Here is a 15871-nt window from a genome sequence, read left to right on the forward strand (position 1 = left end):
GTCTGAGGGTCGTGGTGGACCCGTGTGGTTGGTGTTCAAGCTCGTTCCGGGGCTGGTCAGGCGATCGCCCAGCCGGTGTTGCCGAAGCTGAGGCCGAGGTTCAGGAGGCGGCGGAGGTTGATCGCCGCGACTCGTTGGTGGAGCCAGTTGTCGTTCTTCGTGACGCCTCGGTAGGGCACTTTGCGGTTGCCTCGGGCCAGCCACGCGATCGTGCGTTCGACCATGGGCCGGTACCGGCGGTAGGTGGCTTGGAAGCCCTCGCCGGCGGCCCGTTGGCGGTGTGCGCGTTGCAGCAGGTCGTGGGGGTGCAGCTGGATGGTGCGGCCTTTCGCGGCGGTCGTGCATCGCTGCCTGAACGGGCAGGCCCGGCAGGCGATGCCGAACACCGCCTTGCGGGTCTTGGTGATGGTCTTCGTTACTCCTGCTGGGCAGGTCAGGGTGCCGGCGGCAGGGTCGTGGGTGAAGTCGTCGATGGTGAACCCGTCCTCGACGGCCGGCCGGATCGGCCAGGGTTTGACCAGCGGCACCCACCTCTTGGCCTCAAGGACGGCGAGCATGTCGCCGGTGGCGTAGGCCGAATCGCCCAGCACCTCGACCGGGCTGTCGATGGTCGGATCAGCCACCACCAGCCTGGCACCGACGGTGGCGTCGCTGTTGTCCGGCCCGGCGGCCTTGGTCAACTCGACCATGGTCGCGAGGCCGGTGTCGGGCTCGATCACCACGTGGGCCTTGAACCCGTCCTGGCGGCGCTCCACGGTCTTGTGCGCATGCCGCGCATCAGGGTCGACCGTTGAGATGACCCGGTCCGGGGCGACCCGGCGGGCGATCCGCCACCGGCCATCCGTGCCGACGGAACCCTCGGCTGGTTCAACATCCTGACCGGCCACCAAGGCGAGCAACGCGACCGCCTCGGCCGGCTTGCCGCCAGCAGCCGTGATCGCTTCGGCGTCCAGGCCGGCGAGCAGGGCGAGCGCGTCGTTGACCAGCGCCGTGACCAGTTCGTCGCGGGCCTGGCGGTCGTCCCACGCGATCCGCGGCTTGCCGGTGCTGTCGTACCCCTGGCCGGTCAGCGCGGCCAGCCGGGTGCAGCGCTGCTCGATTACCTGCTGGGCGCCGGGCACCTCCCGGCCCACCCGGCGCACCTGCGCGATCAGCTGGGTGACCGTGTCCTGCCTTGCCACCGCGTCATCCAGGATCGTCGAGTCCAGGGCACGCCGCGTCCGGCCCTTCACCGCACCCGTGGCGTCAATCACGTCCCGGACCACCTCGAAGATCCGCTGCGGCCGCTCCGACGCTGCCAGCCGAGCCCGCCACACCGTCAACGACGACGCATCAAACGCCTTCTTGTCGACCGGGTAGCCACACGCCGCCTTCCACCGCAGGTCGAACGTGAGCGCTTCGACGGCTTCCCGATCGGACAAACCGTTCAACGCCTGCAGCACGATCACCGAGGCGATCACCTCGCCCGGGATCGATGGCCGGCCCCGCCCCGACGGGAACAGGTCGGCGAACAACGCGTCCGGGAACAGGCGGTGCCGGTGCTCGGCCAAGAACCGGAACACGCTGCCAGCCGGCAACAAATGCCCCGCCAGCGACTCCACGTCCAACACATCCCGCTGCGGACTCGACTCACCCTGCACAACCCAACAATTCCAGCCAGCTGCCGGTCAGTCCCGTGGGCACGCGGACAGATTGTTCAGCAGGCTCCTAGGGCTTCGGCCGCTTCAGCGCGCACGTCACGCGCGCCGTGCAGACCCGCTCGCCGGCGTCGTCGGTGAGCACGACCTCCCACGTGCCGAGCGTGCCCCCGATGCGGATCGCGCGCGCCTCGCCGGTCACCCAGCCCGAGCGCACGGGCGCGTGGTGGGTGGCGTTGAGGTCCACGCCGAAGGCTTGCCCGCCGCGCCCGACCGCGCTCGCCGCCGCGATCGAGGCCAGCGACTCGGCCATGACGCAGGACGCCCCGCCATGCCACAGCCCGAACGGCTGGGTGTTGCCCGCCACGGGCATCCGCCCGCGGGTGCGCTCGGGGGACACCTCGAGCACCTCCATCCCCATCCGCTCGTCGAGCCCGCCGGTCATGAGTGCTGCCAGGTCGGTGAGATCCATGCAGGCCATCGTGTCAGAGCGAGCCACTAGGCTGCGGTGGGTGACCAGCCAGACCCCTGCACCCGCGGCGTCCGACGCCCGCCTGCTGCTCATCGACGGGCACTCGGTGGCCTACCGCGCGTTCTTCGCGCTGCCGGTGGAGAACTTCGCCACCAGCACCGGGCAGCACACCAACGCGGTGTACGGGTTCACGTCGATGCTGATCAACGTGCTGCGCGACGAGCAGCCCACCCACGTGGCGGTGGCGTTCGACGTGAGCCGGCAGACGTTCCGCACCGAGGCGTACCCCGAGTACAAGGCCAACCGGTCCACCTCGCCCGAGGAGTTCAAGGGCCAGGTCGCGCTGGTGAAGGAGGTGCTGGACGCGCTCAACATCGTGCACCTCGAGCTCGACGGCTACGAGGCCGACGACATCATCGGCACCCTCTCGCTGCAGGCCCAGCAGGCGGGCTGGCAGACGCTGATCTGCACCGGCGACCGCGACGCGATGCAGCTCGTCGACGAGCGCACCACCGTGCTCTACCCGCGCAAGGGCGTCTCCGACCTGGCCCGCATGACCCCGGCGGCGGTGGAGGAGAAGTACCTCGTTGCGCCCACGCGCTACCCCGAGCTGGCGGCGCTGGTGGGCGAGACCTCCGACAACCTGCCCGGCGTCCCCGGCGTGGGCCCCAAGACCGCAGCCAAGTGGCTGGGTGAGTACGACGGCCTGGAGAACCTGCTCGCGCACGCCGAGGGCCTGCGCGGCAAGGCGGGGGAGTCGCTGCGGGAGCGCATCGAGGACGTGCGCCGCAACCGGCAGCTGAACGCGCTGGTGCGCACGCTCGACCTGCCGGTCGCCTTGGCGGGTCTCGAGCGGCGGGACTGGGACCGCGAGGCCGTCCACACCCTGTTCGACTCGCTCGAGTTCCGGGTGCTGCGCGAGCGGCTGCTCGAGACCCTGCCCGCCGAGGCGGCCGAGCCCGAGGGTGGGTTCGAGGTGGCCGGCGAGGTGCTCGCGCCCGGCGCCCTGCCGGGGTGGCTGGACGCCCACGCCTCCGGCCTGGTCGGGGTGCAGCCCGAGGGCTCGTGGAAGGGCGGCCAGGGGGACCTGGTCGGCCTGGCTCTGGCGTCCCTCGACGGCGCGGCCGCCTGGGTGCGCGTCACCGACCTGACTCCCGCCGACGACGCGGCGCTGGCCGCGTGGCTCGCCGACCCGGCCCGGCCCAAGGCCATGCACGACGCCAAGGGCCCCCTGCAGGCGATCTGGTCGCGGGGGTGGGACCTGGCGGGGCTGGCGTCCGACACCCACCTGGCCGCCTACCTGCTGCGGCCCGACCAGCGCACCTACGACCTGGGCGACCTGACGGTCCGCCACCTCAAGCGCGAGCTCGCGGCCGAGGGCGGCGGGTCCAGCGCGACCGACCAGCTGGCCTTCGACTTCGAGGACCCGGACGAGGGCCACGACGCCATGGTCCGCGCCCGCGCGGTCGCCGAGCTGGCCGGCGCCCTCGAGGTCGAGCTGGCTGCGGCCGGCGGCTCATCGCTGCTGGAGGAGGTCGAGCTGCCCCTGCAGCGCACCCTCGCCACCATGGAGCGGTACGGCATCGCGCTCGACACCGGCGCGCTGGAGTCGCTGTGGACCGAGTTCGACGTCGAGGTGCGCCGCGCCGAGCAGGAGGCCTACGACGCCATCGGCAAGCCCATCAACCTCGGCTCGCCCAAGCAGCTGCAGGTGGTGCTGTTCGACGAGCTCGGCATGCCGAAGACCCGCCGCACCCGCACGGGGTGGACGACGGACGCCGACGCCCTCGAGGGCCTCTACGCCAAGACCGAGCACCCCTTCCTCGCCGCGCTGCTGCGCCACCGCGACCAGATCAAGCTGCGCCAGACCGTCGAGGGGCTGCAGAAGTCGGTCGCCGACGACGGGCGCGTGCACACCACCTACCTGCAGACCGTCGCGGCCACCGGGCGGCTCAGCTCGACCGACCCGAACCTGCAGAACATCCCGATCCGCACCGAGGCGGGCCGGCGCATCCGCGAGGCGTTCGTCGTCGGCGAGGGCTACGAGTCGCTGATGACGGCCGACTACAGCCAGATCGAGATGCGGATCATGGCGCACGCGTCCGAGGACGCCGGGCTGATCGAGGCGTTCACGTCCGGCGCCGACTTCCACACCGTGATGGCCTCGCGCGTGTTCGGGGTCGCTCCCGACGAGGTCGGCGGCGGCATGCGCGCCAAGATCAAGGCGATGAACTACGGCCTGGCCTACGGCCTGAGCGCGTTCGGGCTGTCGGGGCAGCTGAAGATCCCGGTGTCCGAGGCCCGCGGCCTGATGGACGAGTACTTCGAGCGGTTCGGCCACGTCCGCGACTACCTCACCGGCATCGTCGACGACGCCCGCAAGACCGGCTTCACCGAGACGATCCTGGGCCGGCGCCGCTACCTGCCCGACCTCACCAGCTCGAACCGGCAGCGCCGCGAGATGGCCGAGCGCATGGCCCTCAACGCCCCGATCCAGGGCTCGGCCGCCGACATCATCAAGGTCGCCATGCTCGACGTCGAGTCAGGCCTGGCCCGCGCCGGGCTGCGCTCGCGCATGCTGCTCCAGGTGCACGACGAGCTCGTCTTCGAGGTGGCTCCCGGTGAGCGCGAGGCCCTGGAGGAGGTCGTCCGCGAGCGGATGGGCCACGCCGTCGAGATGGCGGTGCCGCTCGACGTGTCGGTGGGCGTGGGCCGCTCCTGGCACGAGGCGGCGCACTGAGCGCCGACGCCGTCCTCGCCCGGGCGCTGGCCGCGGCGCCTCGTTGCGGCGACGTGGTGGTCGTTGCGATCGACGGGCCCTCCGGGGCGGGCAAGACGACCCTGGCCGACGCCGTGGCGACCGACCTCGACTGCCCGGTCGTCCGCGTCGAGGACCTCTACCCGGGCTGGGACGGCCTGGCCGAGGGCGTCCGGCTGCTGGTGGAGCAGGTGCTGGAACCGCTGTGCCGGGGCGAGGTCGCGCGCTACCGCGCGTGGGACTGGCTGGCCTCGGCCTGGGACGGCTGGCGGACGGTCGCGCCGGTGCCCGTCCTCGTGGTGGAGGGGTGCGGCGCCACGGTAGGCCGAGCGGGTGAGCTCGCCGCCGTCCGCGTCTGGGTGGACGCCCCCACCGACGTGCGCAAGCAGCGCGGCCTCGCCCGTGATGGCGAGGCCTACGCCCCGTGGTGGGACCGGTGGGCCCAGCAGGAGCGGGCGCTGTTCGGCGCCGACCGCACCCGCGCGAAGGCCGACCTGGTGGTCTCGACGGACCTCGACTGAGCCGGCTGCCGGGTCAGCGCAGGACGGCGAGGACGTCCTCGCGCTCGACGCCGTCGTGGGTCCACGTGGCGGTGAGCACGCCGCGGGCGGCGTGGGTGTCCTCGTGCTCGGCGTCCAGCACCCGGATCAGGCGGACCGCACCCTGGACGTCCACCCCCGGCGTGACGCCGGACCCGGCCACCTCGGCCGTCGCGGGCAGCGGCTCGCCGGTCTCGACGTTCGTGATGGCCGAGCCGGTGTCGCCCTCGGTGATGACGCGCACGAGCTCGGAGACGTAGACCGGGTCGGTGGTCGCGTCGTAGCCGTAGCGGGTGCCCAGCTCGGAGTGCTCGAGGGTGCCGATGAGCTCGCCGCCCTCGAGTTCGGACCCCCGCCATGTGACCGGCACGTGGTAGATCGCGCCGCCCGACGCGATGAGCATCGAGTCGAGGCCCACCTCGCCGTCGGGGTCCACGAATCGGAAGAACGCGACCCGCTCGAGGTCGGCGGCATCGCCCTCGAACCAGGACTGCTGCACGAGCCAGGGGGCGAGCAGCTCGAGCTTGGAGGGGGACAGGGTGGCCTGCGTGTAGACGTCTGCGGTTCCGCTCATGACGACACGCTAGTGGAGGGGGCACGATGGCACCATGGTCGACCTCGCAGCCCTGTTCGGCACCCGGTACCCCCTGATCCAGGCCCCCATGGCGGGCGTGCAGGGCAGCGCGCTCGCGATCGCGGTGGGGCAGGCCGGCGCGCTCGGGTCCCTGCCCGCCGCGATGCTGAGCCCGGACGCCCTCCGCGCCGAGCTGTCCCGCCTCCGGGAGGCGGGGGTGCCGTACAACGTGAACTTCTTCGCCCACACCCCACCGGCGCCCGACGCCGACGCCGAGGCGCGCTGGCGTGCCGCCTTGGCGCCGTACTTCGCCGAGCTCGGGGTGGCCTCCGATGCACCCGCCGGACCTGGGCGGGCGCCGTTCTCGGCCGAGGCGGCCGAGGTGCTGGCCGCGTTCGCCCCGCCCGTGGTGAGCTTCCACTTCGGCCTGCCCGAGCCCGACCTGCTCTCCCGGGTGCGGGGGTGGGGAGCCGTGGTCATGTCGACCGCCACGACGGTCGCTGAGGCGCCGCCCCGCACGCGGCCTGGTCAACCGGGCCATCCGCGAGCTGGGCGGCGCCGAGGGCTTGAGTTTTTCGCCCCTCGCGCCGAAGTTCCCGCTGGCCGGCGGGGCGATGGGCCCGCTGCGGGCAGCGGCCGAGGCGTCCGGGAGTCTGGACTTCACGCCGCTGTGGGTGGGGGAGGGGGCGGCGCCCCGGGCCGAGCCCGCGGCGTCCATCGTCGCTGCGCTGGTGGGGCAGGAGTAGAGCCCTCGGCGCGCGAAACCCAAGCCCTCGGCGGATGGGCCACAATGGCCACCATGCGTGAGCTGCAGCAGACCATCGTCGACGAGTTCGGCGTCAAGCCCGAGATCGACCCCGCCGCCGAGGTGGAGGCGCGGGTCCAGTTCCTGGTCGACTACCTGGCCGAGACGCGCACCAAGGGCTTCGTGCTCGGCATCTCCGGGGGGCTGGACTCCACGCTGGCCGGCCGGCTCGCACAGATGGCCGTCGAGCGGGTGCGCTCAGGCGGGGGCGAGGCCACCTTCATCGCGATGCGCCTGCCCTACAAGGTGCAGCACGACGAGGCCGACGCGGCAGCCGCCATCGAGTTCGTCGCCCCCGACCGGGCGATCACGTACAACATCGCCCCGGCCGTGGACGGCTTCGAGTCCGAGTACGACACCGCCGTCGGCGAGGACATGACCGACTTCAACAAGGGCAACGTGAAGGCCCGCCTGCGCATGGTCGCCCAGTACGCGGTCGCCGGCGACAACGGACTGCTGGTGATCGGCACCGACCACGGGGCCGAGTCCGTGATGGGCTTCTTCACCAAGTTCGGTGACGGGGCCGCCGACATCCTGCCCCTGTTCGGCCTGAACAAGCGCCAGAACCGCCAGCTCCTGCAGCACCTGGGCGCCCCCGAGCGCCTGTGGGCCAAGGTGCCCACCGCCGACCTGCTCGACGGCAACGCTGGACGCCCCGACGAGGACGAGCTGGGCATCAGCTACGACCACATCGACGACTACCTCGAGGGCCGCGACGTGCCGGACGCCGCCGCCGAGCGCATCGAGACCACGTGGCGCCGCACCCGCCACAAGCGGACGATCCCGGTCACCATCCACGACACGTGGTGGCGCTCCTGACGCGAGCCCCACACGCCGGTTGCCTCGGTTGCCGGACGGTTCTCGACGCCCACCCCGCGTGGGCGTATGGTTCACGGGTCAACTTCTTCTGAGGGGGTGCAGCATGACGGGCTTCTGGCGTCGACTCGACGTCGACCTCTGCCTGCGCAGCACCTGTGGTTGTCGGGGCTGAGCCTTCGCCCCCAGCGTCCCACCGCGCCTCTTGGCGCCCCGTCGGCCTGCTCGCTCGTCCTGCTCTCGACATGTGCTCCTTGAACGTGGTGCACGTGTCCTCAGGTCGAGGGAGCACATTCGGCGGACACCCACTGAACCACCCGTGAAAGGCACCACCATGTCCACCGCACCCGCGGCGTCCGACGCCGCCCCCACCGCCCGGCGCAAGCCGGCCTTCCCCTTCTGGGCCCAGGTCCTGGCCGGCCTCGTCGTCGGCGTCCTGCTCGGCTGGGTCGCGCGCACCTTCGACGTCGCCTGGCTCAAGGAGCTGCTCTCGACCGTCGGCACGATCTTCGTGCAGCTGCTGCGCGTCATCGTCGTCCCGCTCGTCCTGACCGCGCTCATCGTCTCCATCACCCAGCTGCGCCACGTCGCGAACGCGGCCAAGCTGGCCGTCCAGACGCTCGTCTGGTTCGCGATCACCGCGTTCATCTCGGTGCTGATCGGCATCGGCCTGGGCGTGCTGACCAACCCGGGCGCCTCGGCGTCCATCGGCACCGAGGGCGCGAAGGCCGTCGCGACTCAGGGCACCTGGCTCGACTTCATCAAGGGCCTCGTCCCGGCCAACGTGTTCGGGCTCGAGGCGTCCAGCCGCTTCAACGCCGAGGCCGCCACGGTGGCGACCAGCCTCAACTTCAACGTGCTGCAGCTCGTCGTGCTCGGCATCGTGCTCGGCGCCGCCGCGCTCGCGGTGGGGGAGAAGGCCGCCCCGTTCATCAACGTCGCGGAGTCGCTGCTGGCGATCTTCCAGAAGCTCGTGTGGTGGATCATCCTCCTCGCCCCGATCGGCACCGCCGGCCTCATCGGCCGCGCCGTCGCCACCTACGGCTGGGACCTCATCGCGCCGCTGGGCATCTTCACCCTCGACGTGTACCTCGGCTGCGCCCTGGTGGTGTTCGGGCTCTACCCGCTCCTGCTGAAGGCGCACGGCCTGTCGGTGCGCCGCTGGTTCGCCGGCGCCTGGGAGTCCATCACCCTCGCCTTCGTCACCCGCAGCTCGCTGGGCACGCTGCCCGTCACCCAGAGCAACACGGTCTACAAGCTGGGCGTCCCGCGCAGCTACGCCAGCTTCGCGGTGCCGTTGGGCGCCACCACCAAGATGGACGGCTGCGCCGCCATCTACCCGGCCCTCGCCGCGATCACCGTCGCGCAGCTGTTCGACATCCAGCTCGGCCTGCAGCACTACGTGCTGATCGCGTTCGTCGCCGTGGTCGGCTCGGCGGCCACCGCCGGCCTCACCGGCGCCATCGTCATGCTGACGCTGACCCTGTCGACGCTCGGCCTGCCCCTGGAGGGCGTCGGCCTGCTGCTGGCGATCGACCCGATCCTCGACATGGCCCGCACCGCCACCAACGTGGCCGGCCAGTCGCTGATCCCGACGATCGTGGCCAAGCGCAACGGCATCCTCGACGAGGACGTCTACAACGGCCACAAGGTCATCGCGGACGCCGAGCCCGAGTTGGCCGGCGCCCACGCCTGAGCACAATTCCACGGACGCCCCGTACCCGACCCGGGTGCGGGGCGTCCCACGTACCGGCAACCTGGCGCGGGCCTTTTGCGCGCGCACGGTCCCGGCAAGTAAGCTGGCGAACCGGTGCGTTCTGCCCTCCTCCGGACCGAGTGGGGTCGGCGCCACAGGAACACACCACCACGTCCAGATCCATACAGTCATCGGAGCCCTACTACATGACCTCCACTCCTGAGGCCGCTCAGGTCGCAGTCGACGATTTCGCCACCGCCGAGGAATTCGCCCAGGCCGTCGACGCCACTATCAAGTACTTCAACGACGGTGACATCGTCACCGGCACCGTCGTCAAGGTCGACCGGGACGAGGTCCTGCTCGACATCGGCTACAAGACCGAAGGTGTCATCCCTTCCAAGGAACTCTCCATCAAGCACGATGTGGACCCCTTCGACGTCGTCTCCGTGGGCGACGAGATCGAGGCCCTCGTCCAGCAGAAGGAGGACAAGGAAGGCCGCCTGATCCTGTCCAAGAAGCGCGCCCAGTACGAGCGCGCCTGGGGCACGATCGAGAAGGTCAAGGAGGAGGACGGGGTCGTCACCGGCCGCGTCATCGAGGTCGTCAAGGGTGGTCTCATCGTCGACATCGGCCTGCGCGGCTTCCTGCCCGCGTCGCTGGTGGAGATGCGTCGCGTCCGCGACCTGCAGCCCTACGTGGGCCAGGAGCTCGAGGCGAAGATCATCGAGCTGGACAAGAACCGCAACAACGTGGTGCTGTCCCGCCGCGCTTGGCTGGAGCAGACCCAGTCCGAGGTGCGCCACACCTTCCTCAACCAGCTGGCCAAGGGCCAGATCCGCAAGGGTGTCGTCTCGAGCATCGTCAACTTCGGTGCGTTCGTCGACCTCGGCGGTGTGGACGGCCTCGTGCACGTCTCCGAGTTGTCCTGGAAGCACATCGACCACCCGTCCGAGGTCGTCGAGGTGGGCCAGGAGGTCACGGTCGAGGTGCTCGACGTCGACATGGACCGCGAGCGCGTCTCCCTGTCGCTGAAGGCCACCCAGGAAGACCCGTGGCAGACCTTCGCCCGCACCCACCAGATCGGCCACATCGTGCCCGGCAAGGTCACGAAGCTGGTTCCGTTCGGTGCGTTCGTCCGCGTGGGCGAGGGCATCGAGGGCCTGGTGCACGTCTCCGAGCTGGCCGAGCGCCACGTGGAGATCCCCGAGCAGGTCGTCGCCGTCAACGACGAGGTCATGGTCAAGATCATCGACATCGACCTCGAGCGTCGCCGCATCTCGCTGAGCCTCAAGCAGGCCAACGAGGGTGTCGACGTCGCCGCTGACGACTTCGACCCGTCGCTGTACGGCATGACCGCCAGCTACGACGACCAGGGCAACTACATCTACCCCGAGGGCTTCGACCCGGAGACCCAGGAGTGGAAGCCCGGCTACGAGGAGCAGCAGCGCGCCTGGGAGCAGCAGTACGCCGAGGCGCAGGCCCGTTGGCTGGCCCACAAGAAGCAGGTCGAGGAGGCGGAGGCCGCCGAGTCGCAGGCCGCCGTGGAGGCCGCGTCCGCCGCGTCCTACTCCGCCGGTTCCGTGTCGACCAGCGCCCCCGAGGGTTCGCTGGCCTCCGACGAGGCCCTGCAGGCCCTGCGCGACAAGCTGACCGGTGGCGCCAACTGACGCCACCCGTCATCTGACGAAACGGTGCCCCGCTCCCTCGTGGAGCGGGGCACCGTCGCGTTCGGGGTCAGGGGTGCGAGGCGGCCAGTGCCTCGCCGATGACCCGGATGCCCTCCGCGTTGGGGTGCAGGCCGTCGTCGGAGATCAGCGCGGCCACGTCGCCGGAGGCCGCGAACGCCGAGGCCAGGTCGACGTAGTCCATCCCGCTGTCCTCGGCGGCGGCGCGCAGGGCCTCGTTGACCGCGGCCGTGGTCGCGGCGCTCTCGGGCGTCGACCGGCCCGACGGGGCGAGGATGTCCCAGTAGCCGGCGACGAGGTAGGTGTCCGGGCCGTCGCCAGCAACCTCGCGGATGGCCTGGAGGGCGGCGCCCACCCCGGCGTGCAGCAGGAGGACCTTCCGCGGCAGCGTCGTGGCCCGGGCCGTGTCCGAGGGCCCACCCATGCGGAACAGGTCGTTGGCCCCGATGACCACCACCACGGTGTCGGCCCCGGCCAGCGCGGCCCGGGCGTCGGGGTCGGTGAGCACGAAGCTGCGCAGGTCCTGGCTCGTCCAGCCGGCGACCCCCAGGTTGGTGACTTCCGGACGCGCGCCCCCCGCGCGCTCGACGGCGTCGGCGTACGCGGCCAGCGGCCCGGCGCAGGCGCAGTTGGTGCCCGCCATGATCGAGTCGCCCAGCCCCACGACCGTGGGTGCGGACGCCGGGGCGGGTTCGGGCGTGGACGCGGCCGTCGTCGCCCCCGCCGTCGGGGAGGGCGCGGACGTTATTGGCGACGGGGAGGGGGCCGGGGCGAGGCTGCACGCGGTCAGGGTGAGGGCGACGAGGGCGGACGCGAGGACGCGGCGGGGGCGTGCCAGGGGCGACGACGGCATGGGACCCACGGTACCCACGCGGAGGGTCAGTCCGGCCGACGCGGGGAGCGGCCGGGGAGGCGGGTCCACGGCGCGACCACGACCGTCCACACCGAGCCGGCCAGCCAGCGCCACCACGGCCAGCAGGATCGAGCCGTCGGCCGCGGCCGTGGCGATCGCCATGGCCCGTCGGTCGCCGACGCGGTCGATGAACACCCCGACGGGAACCGTCACGGCCAGCGCCGTCGCCCCGGCCATCGCAACGATCCCGGCCGCCAGCGCGGGGGAAGCGCCCAAGGCCAGCGCGCCCAGCACGAGCACCGGAACCATGGCCCCGCTCGCCACGCCGAGCAGGAACGAGGGCGCGAGGACGGGCCAGAAGATCAACCGGTACACGCGCACCCCCTCCCGAACGTCTCGACATCAAGATACCTGTCGCCGGGGAAGGTCCACCCGCCGTGGCAGGATGGCCGCGTGACCAAGCGCATCGCGTTGACCGGGGGGATCGCCTCGGGCAAGTCCTCCGTGGCCGATCTGCTCGCCGAGCGCGGGGCGGTGATCATCGACTCCGACGTCAGCGCCCGTGAGGTCGTCGAGCCCGGGACCCCCGGGCTCGCCGCGATCGTCGAGCGATTCGGCGAGGGCGTCCTGCGTGACGACGGCGCCCTTGACCGGCCCGCCCTGGGGGCCATCGTCTTCGCCGACCCCGCCGCCCGCGCCGACCTCGAGGCGATCACCCACCCCCGCATCCGGGCCCGGGCCGACGCCCTGCGCGTCGCGGCCCCCGAGGGTGCCGTCGTCATCGACGTGATCCCGCTGCTGGTCGAGGTCGGGTTGGCCGGCCGGTTCGACGAGGTCATCGTGGTCGACGTCCCCGAGGAGGTGCAGGTCGAGCGCCTGCGCCGCCGGGACGGCTTCACGCGCGACGAGGCGATGGCCCGCCTGGCCGCCCAGGCGTCCCGCGACGACCGGCTCGCCGTGGCCGACCACGTGGTCGACAACACCGGCACCCGGGCCGAGCTCGAGGCGTCCGTCGACGCGCTGTGGCGCCGCCTCACCGCCGCCTGACGCGTCAGGCGTTCTCGCGCAGCACGATCTCCACGCGGCGGTTCTTGGCCTTGCCGGCGTCGTCGGCGTTCGACGCCACCGGCCGGTCGAACCCGAAGCCCTCCACGGTCATGCGCGACGACGCGACGCCCTGGCCGGACAGCGCGTCCGCGACCGCCTGGGCACGGCGCTGGGACAGGTCCTGGTTGTGCTCGGCGCTGCCGTCGGTGTCGGTGTGGCCTTGGACGGCGACTTGCGCCCGGTCGAAGTAGGCCAGCAGCTCCGCGACCTCGGTGAGCTTGGTCGCCGCGGCGGGCTTGACACGTTCGAGGTGCAGGTCTGAGGGGATCTCGGCTCAGGCGACCGGCTTGCAGGTGCAGGTCGGGCACTGGCAGTCGCGGCACTCACAATCGCCGCCGGTGTGGCAGCCGCAGATGTGCGCCTCGCTGGCGTTGATGAGCATCGCCGTCAGGTCCGGCGGGCGGAGGCTGTCGCGGCGCAGTTCCGGCGACAGGCGGCGCGCCTGGGCCAGCCAGGCCCGGCAGTCCACGCAGGCCGCGAGGTGGGCGTCCAGCTTCTCGCGCGGGACGGGCAGGGGTTCGCCGTCCAGCAGCGCCGACGCGGCCAGCCGCCAACGGCGGGGCTGCGGGCAGGTGGGCTGGGGCACGGGTCGAGCCTAGCGTTAGGGTGCTGGGCGTGCCCATGTCACCCCGCACCGCCCTCGACGCCGAGGTCACCGGCCTCGCGCTGGCGGCCGGCCGGGGCGACCGCGTGGCGCTGGGGGAGTTCATCCGCCTGACGCAGGCGGACGTGTGGCGCTTCCTGGCCCACCTCGCCGACGCCGATGCCGCCGACGACCTCACCCAGGAGACCTACCTGCGGGCCATGGACGCCCTGCCCAGCTTCCGCGGCGAGGCGCCCGCCCGCTCGTGGCTGCTGACGATCGCCCGCCGCACGGCGGCCGACCGCGTCCGCTACGAGGTCGCCCGCCCCTCCGTTCCGCGTGCCCCCGGCGACTGCGGCTCGGGCGCCGTGGGCGACGACACCGACCGCGTCGAGCTCGTCGCCATGCTCGCCTGGCTGGACGCCGACCGCCGCGAGGCCCTCGTGCTCACCCAGGTGTTCGGCTACTCCTACGCCGAGGCCGCCACGATCGCCGGGGTGGCGGTCGGCACGATCCGCTCGCGGGTCGCCCGCGCCCGCGCGGACCTGCTTGCCCGGTGGTCCGACGCAGCCGCCGAACTGGACGCCTTGCGCCTGGCCGGCTGACCCGGCCTCCTGATCCGGCTGGAATCGCCGGGAACTTTCCGGCGCCCCGGGACGACTCCTGAGGTGAACAAGGAGGAGTCCCGTGTCCCTGTCCCGTCGTCGCGTCCTCGCCGCGCTCGCCCTCGTCCCGCTGGCGGCGTGCGCCGGCCCCACCCCCGCGGCACCGGCGCCCGCGGCGTCCGCCCACGCCACCGGAACCACCCCGGCCGCACCCGCGGCGTCCGAGGTCACGGTCTTCGTGCCCGGCGCGATGGCCGCGCACGCGAAAGGGCTGGCGGCCGCCTTCGACGTGGGCGGGGCGCACACGGTGGTCGAGGTGGGGCACACGCCGATCCAGCGCGAGCAGTTGGCCAAGGGCGCCACGCCGGACGTGTGGATCGCCGCCAACCCCGCCGACATCACCTCGGCCGCCGAGGCCGGCCTGGTGGTCGCCGACCGGGTGCAGCAGCTCGCGCGGACCAAGCTGGTCGTCGTGGTCGCTCCCGGCAACCCGGCCGGTATCACCGGCATCGAGGACCTCGCCAAACCAGGTGTGAAGGTGCTCCTCGGCGCCGAGACGCTGCCGATCTGGAAGGTGACCGAGCGCGGGTTCACCAAGGTCGAGGCGGCCCACCCGGGCTTCACCGCGGCCGTCACGGCCAACACGGTGAGCCGGGAGATGGGCGTCCAGCCGATCGTGACCAAGGTCACCAAGGGCGAGGCCGACGCCGGGGTGGTGTTCGTCACCGACGTGCCGGCCGACGCCGAGATCGTCCAGGTGCCGGACACGTTCAACGCCGAGCTGCCGCTGTCGATCGCGCCGGTCACGGCCGGGAAGAACCCGGCGGGCGCTGCGGCGTTCATCGCGTTCATGACCGCGGGTGAGGGCAGGGAGATCCTCACGGAGGCCGGCTACCTGCCGCCCGCCGCGTGAGGACTCGGGCGCGCGACGTCCTCGGCTTCGCGATCCCGGCCGGCAGCCTCGTGGGGCTGCTCGCCGTGCCGGTCGCGGGCCTGGTCTGGATCGCCCTGAGCAGCGACCTCGCAACCTACCTGGCCGACCCCGCGGTGCACGCGGCGGTGAAGCTGTCGCTGGGCACGTCGGCGTTCAGCGCCCTGGTGATCATCGCCACCGGGACGCCGCTGGCCTATGCGCTGGCCCGCTGGCGGTTCCCGGGGCGGACGCTGGTGCAGCTGCTGGTCGACCTGCCGATCGTGCTGCCGCCCATGGTGGCCGGCATCGCCCTGCTCGAGGTGTTCGGACGCCGGGGCTGGCTGGGCGAGCCGCTCGCGTTCCTGGGCATCTCGCTGCCGTTCACCACGGCCGCCGTCGTGCTGTCTCAGGTGTTCGTCGCGGGCCCGTTCTACGTGCGGGCCGCCCGGGTGGGGTTCGCGTCGATCGACCCGGCCGTGCCCGAGGCCGCGCACGTCGACGGGGCCTCGGAGGGCCAGTTGTTCCGCCACATCATGGTGCCGGTCGCCAAGCGGGCGTTGTTGAGCGGGCTGGTGCTCGCGTGGGCCAGGGCGCTGGGCGAGTTCGGGGCGACGATCTTCTTCGCGGGGAACCGCGAGGGCGTGACCCAGACGATGCCGCTGGCGATCTTCATCGGGTTCGAGTCCAACATGGCGCTCGCCGTCGGCCTGTCGTTCGTGCTGCTCGTCGCCAGCGTCGCGGTGCTGCTGTTCGCGTGGCTGCTCGGCGACCGGGTGGAACTGTAGGACCCGACGCCCCCTGCCGCAGGGGACGACGCCAGCGGCTGCT

16 protein-coding genes and 1 pseudogene are annotated in these 15871 nt (G+C 72.2%); 11 read left to right on the top strand and 6 right to left on the bottom strand.

What is annotated here, in order from left to right; all coding sequences use genetic code 11:
• Window positions 1-56: 56 nt before the first annotated feature.
• Window positions 57-1640: an IS1182 family transposase gene (locus J4N02_RS05690; RefSeq protein WP_188334847.1), complete on the bottom strand. Its 1584-nt coding sequence runs from the start codon at window positions 1638-1640 to the stop codon at window positions 57-59.
• A 67-nt stretch (window positions 1641-1707) separates the two neighbouring features.
• On the bottom strand, window positions 1708-2109 hold the full coding sequence (locus J4N02_RS05695; protein ID WP_223202709.1) for a PaaI family thioesterase: 402 nt from the start codon (window positions 2107-2109) through the stop codon (window positions 1708-1710).
• On the opposite strand from J4N02_RS05695, the gene polA reads away from it, so the two are divergent.
• Window positions 2108-4849 (top strand): DNA polymerase I, encoded by a 2742-nt coding sequence (gene polA, locus J4N02_RS05700; RefSeq protein WP_182814600.1) that lies wholly within the window; start codon window positions 2108-2110, stop codon window positions 4847-4849. The genes J4N02_RS05695 and polA overlap by 2 nt on opposite strands.
• A gap of 26 nt (window positions 4850-4875) precedes the next feature.
• A complete protein-coding gene (locus J4N02_RS05705; protein ID WP_223202711.1) occupies window positions 4876-5388 on the top strand; it encodes an AAA family ATPase in 513 nt (170 codons plus the stop codon).
• A 13-nt stretch (window positions 5389-5401) separates the two neighbouring features.
• Here J4N02_RS05705 and J4N02_RS05710 read toward each other — a convergent pair whose 3' ends face one another.
• A complete protein-coding gene (locus J4N02_RS05710) occupies window positions 5402-5980 on the bottom strand; it encodes a maltokinase N-terminal cap-like domain-containing protein (RefSeq protein WP_188334601.1) in 579 nt (192 codons plus the stop codon).
• An 88-nt stretch (window positions 5981-6068) separates the two neighbouring features.
• On the opposite strand from J4N02_RS05710, the pseudogene J4N02_RS17370 reads away from it, so the two are divergent.
• The 5 genes and pseudogenes from J4N02_RS17370 to rpsA all read left to right on the top strand — a co-directional run.
• A pseudogene (locus J4N02_RS17370) lies at window positions 6069-6428 on the top strand (nitronate monooxygenase); the annotation flags it as partial.
• A 118-nt stretch (window positions 6429-6546) separates the two neighbouring features.
• A complete protein-coding gene (locus J4N02_RS16795; protein WP_223202719.1) occupies window positions 6547-6726 on the top strand; it encodes a hypothetical protein in 180 nt (59 codons plus the stop codon).
• Window positions 6727-6779: 53 nt separating this feature from the next.
• On the top strand, window positions 6780-7604 hold the full coding sequence (nadE, locus tag J4N02_RS16800) for an ammonia-dependent NAD(+) synthetase (protein WP_188334602.1): 825 nt from the start codon (window positions 6780-6782) through the stop codon (window positions 7602-7604).
• A 331-nt stretch (window positions 7605-7935) separates the two neighbouring features.
• Window positions 7936-9297 (top strand): dicarboxylate/amino acid:cation symporter, encoded by a 1362-nt coding sequence (locus tag J4N02_RS05720; protein WP_188334603.1) that lies wholly within the window; start codon window positions 7936-7938, stop codon window positions 9295-9297.
• Between the two features lie 206 nt (window positions 9298-9503).
• Complete coding sequence (gene rpsA, locus J4N02_RS05725) at window positions 9504-10964, top strand: 30S ribosomal protein S1 (protein ID WP_188334604.1); 1461 nt, start codon at window positions 9504-9506, stop codon at window positions 10962-10964.
• A gap of 67 nt (window positions 10965-11031) precedes the next feature.
• On the opposite strand, the gene J4N02_RS05730 is transcribed toward rpsA, so the two are convergent.
• Window positions 11032-12210 (bottom strand): SGNH/GDSL hydrolase family protein, encoded by a 1179-nt coding sequence (locus tag J4N02_RS05730; protein WP_188334605.1) that lies wholly within the window; start codon window positions 12208-12210, stop codon window positions 11032-11034.
• Window positions 12211-12288: 78 nt separating this feature from the next.
• Between J4N02_RS05730 and coaE the strand changes: the two genes are divergently transcribed.
• Window positions 12289-12882 carry a dephospho-CoA kinase gene (gene coaE / locus J4N02_RS05735; RefSeq protein WP_208091142.1) on the top strand — a complete coding sequence of 198 codons (594 nt, stop codon included), beginning with the start codon at window positions 12289-12291 and terminating at the stop codon, window positions 12880-12882.
• 4 nt (window positions 12883-12886) lie between these two features.
• On the opposite strand, the gene J4N02_RS05740 is transcribed toward coaE, so the two are convergent.
• Together J4N02_RS05740 and J4N02_RS05745 are read right to left on the bottom strand one after the other, a co-directional pair.
• A complete protein-coding gene (locus tag J4N02_RS05740) occupies window positions 12887-13210 on the bottom strand; it encodes an OmpA family protein (RefSeq protein WP_188334614.1) in 324 nt (107 codons plus the stop codon).
• A 6-nt stretch (window positions 13211-13216) separates the two neighbouring features.
• The gene (locus J4N02_RS05745) at window positions 13217-13528 is read right to left on the bottom strand and encodes a zf-HC2 domain-containing protein (protein WP_188334606.1); all 312 of its coding nucleotides are present in this window, start codon (window positions 13526-13528) and stop codon (window positions 13217-13219) included.
• Window positions 13529-13563: 35 nt separating this feature from the next.
• Between J4N02_RS05745 and J4N02_RS05750 the strand changes: the two genes are divergently transcribed.
• The 3 genes from J4N02_RS05750 to J4N02_RS05760 all read left to right on the top strand — a co-directional run bounded on the left by J4N02_RS05750 (window position 13564) and on the right by J4N02_RS05760 (window position 15828).
• Window positions 13564-14130, top strand: coding sequence for a sigma-70 family RNA polymerase sigma factor (locus tag J4N02_RS05750; RefSeq protein ID WP_188334615.1), 567 nt, complete (start codon window positions 13564-13566; stop codon window positions 14128-14130).
• An 82-nt stretch (window positions 14131-14212) separates the two neighbouring features.
• Window positions 14213-15043, top strand: a complete 831-nt coding sequence (gene modA, locus J4N02_RS05755) for a molybdate ABC transporter substrate-binding protein (protein WP_188334607.1) — start codon at window positions 14213-14215, stop codon at window positions 15041-15043.
• Entirely contained in the window at window positions 15040-15828 is a 789-nt protein-coding gene (locus tag J4N02_RS05760) for an ABC transporter permease (protein WP_188334608.1), read from the top strand. The genes modA and J4N02_RS05760 overlap by 4 nt, the downstream gene beginning before the upstream one ends.
• The last annotated feature ends 43 nt before the right edge of the window (window positions 15829-15871 follow it).

The sequence above is a fragment of the Propioniciclava sp. MC1595 genome (assembly GCF_017569205.1).
Lineage (GTDB): Bacteria > Actinomycetota > Actinomycetes > Propionibacteriales > Propionibacteriaceae > Propioniciclava.

Excerpts from the sequence above, each read along its gene's own strand:
- polA (WP_182814600.1), top strand. The coding sequence starts at position 2,108 with ATGCAGGCCATCGTGTCAGAGCGAGCCACTAGGCTGCGGTGGGTGACC.
- J4N02_RS05695 (WP_223202709.1), bottom strand. The coding sequence starts at position 2,109 with ATGGATCTCACCGACCTGGCAGCACTCATGACCGGCGGGCTCGACGAG.
- J4N02_RS05710 (WP_188334601.1), bottom strand. The coding sequence starts at position 5,980 with ATGAGCGGAACCGCAGACGTCTACACGCAGGCCACCCTGTCCCCCTCC.
- nadE (WP_188334602.1), top strand. The coding sequence starts at position 6,780 with ATGCGTGAGCTGCAGCAGACCATCGTCGACGAGTTCGGCGTCAAGCCC.
- J4N02_RS05720 (WP_188334603.1), top strand. The coding sequence starts at position 7,936 with ATGTCCACCGCACCCGCGGCGTCCGACGCCGCCCCCACCGCCCGGCGC.
- rpsA (WP_188334604.1), top strand. The coding sequence starts at position 9,504 with ATGACCTCCACTCCTGAGGCCGCTCAGGTCGCAGTCGACGATTTCGCC.
- J4N02_RS05750 (WP_188334615.1), top strand. The coding sequence starts at position 13,564 with ATGTCACCCCGCACCGCCCTCGACGCCGAGGTCACCGGCCTCGCGCTG.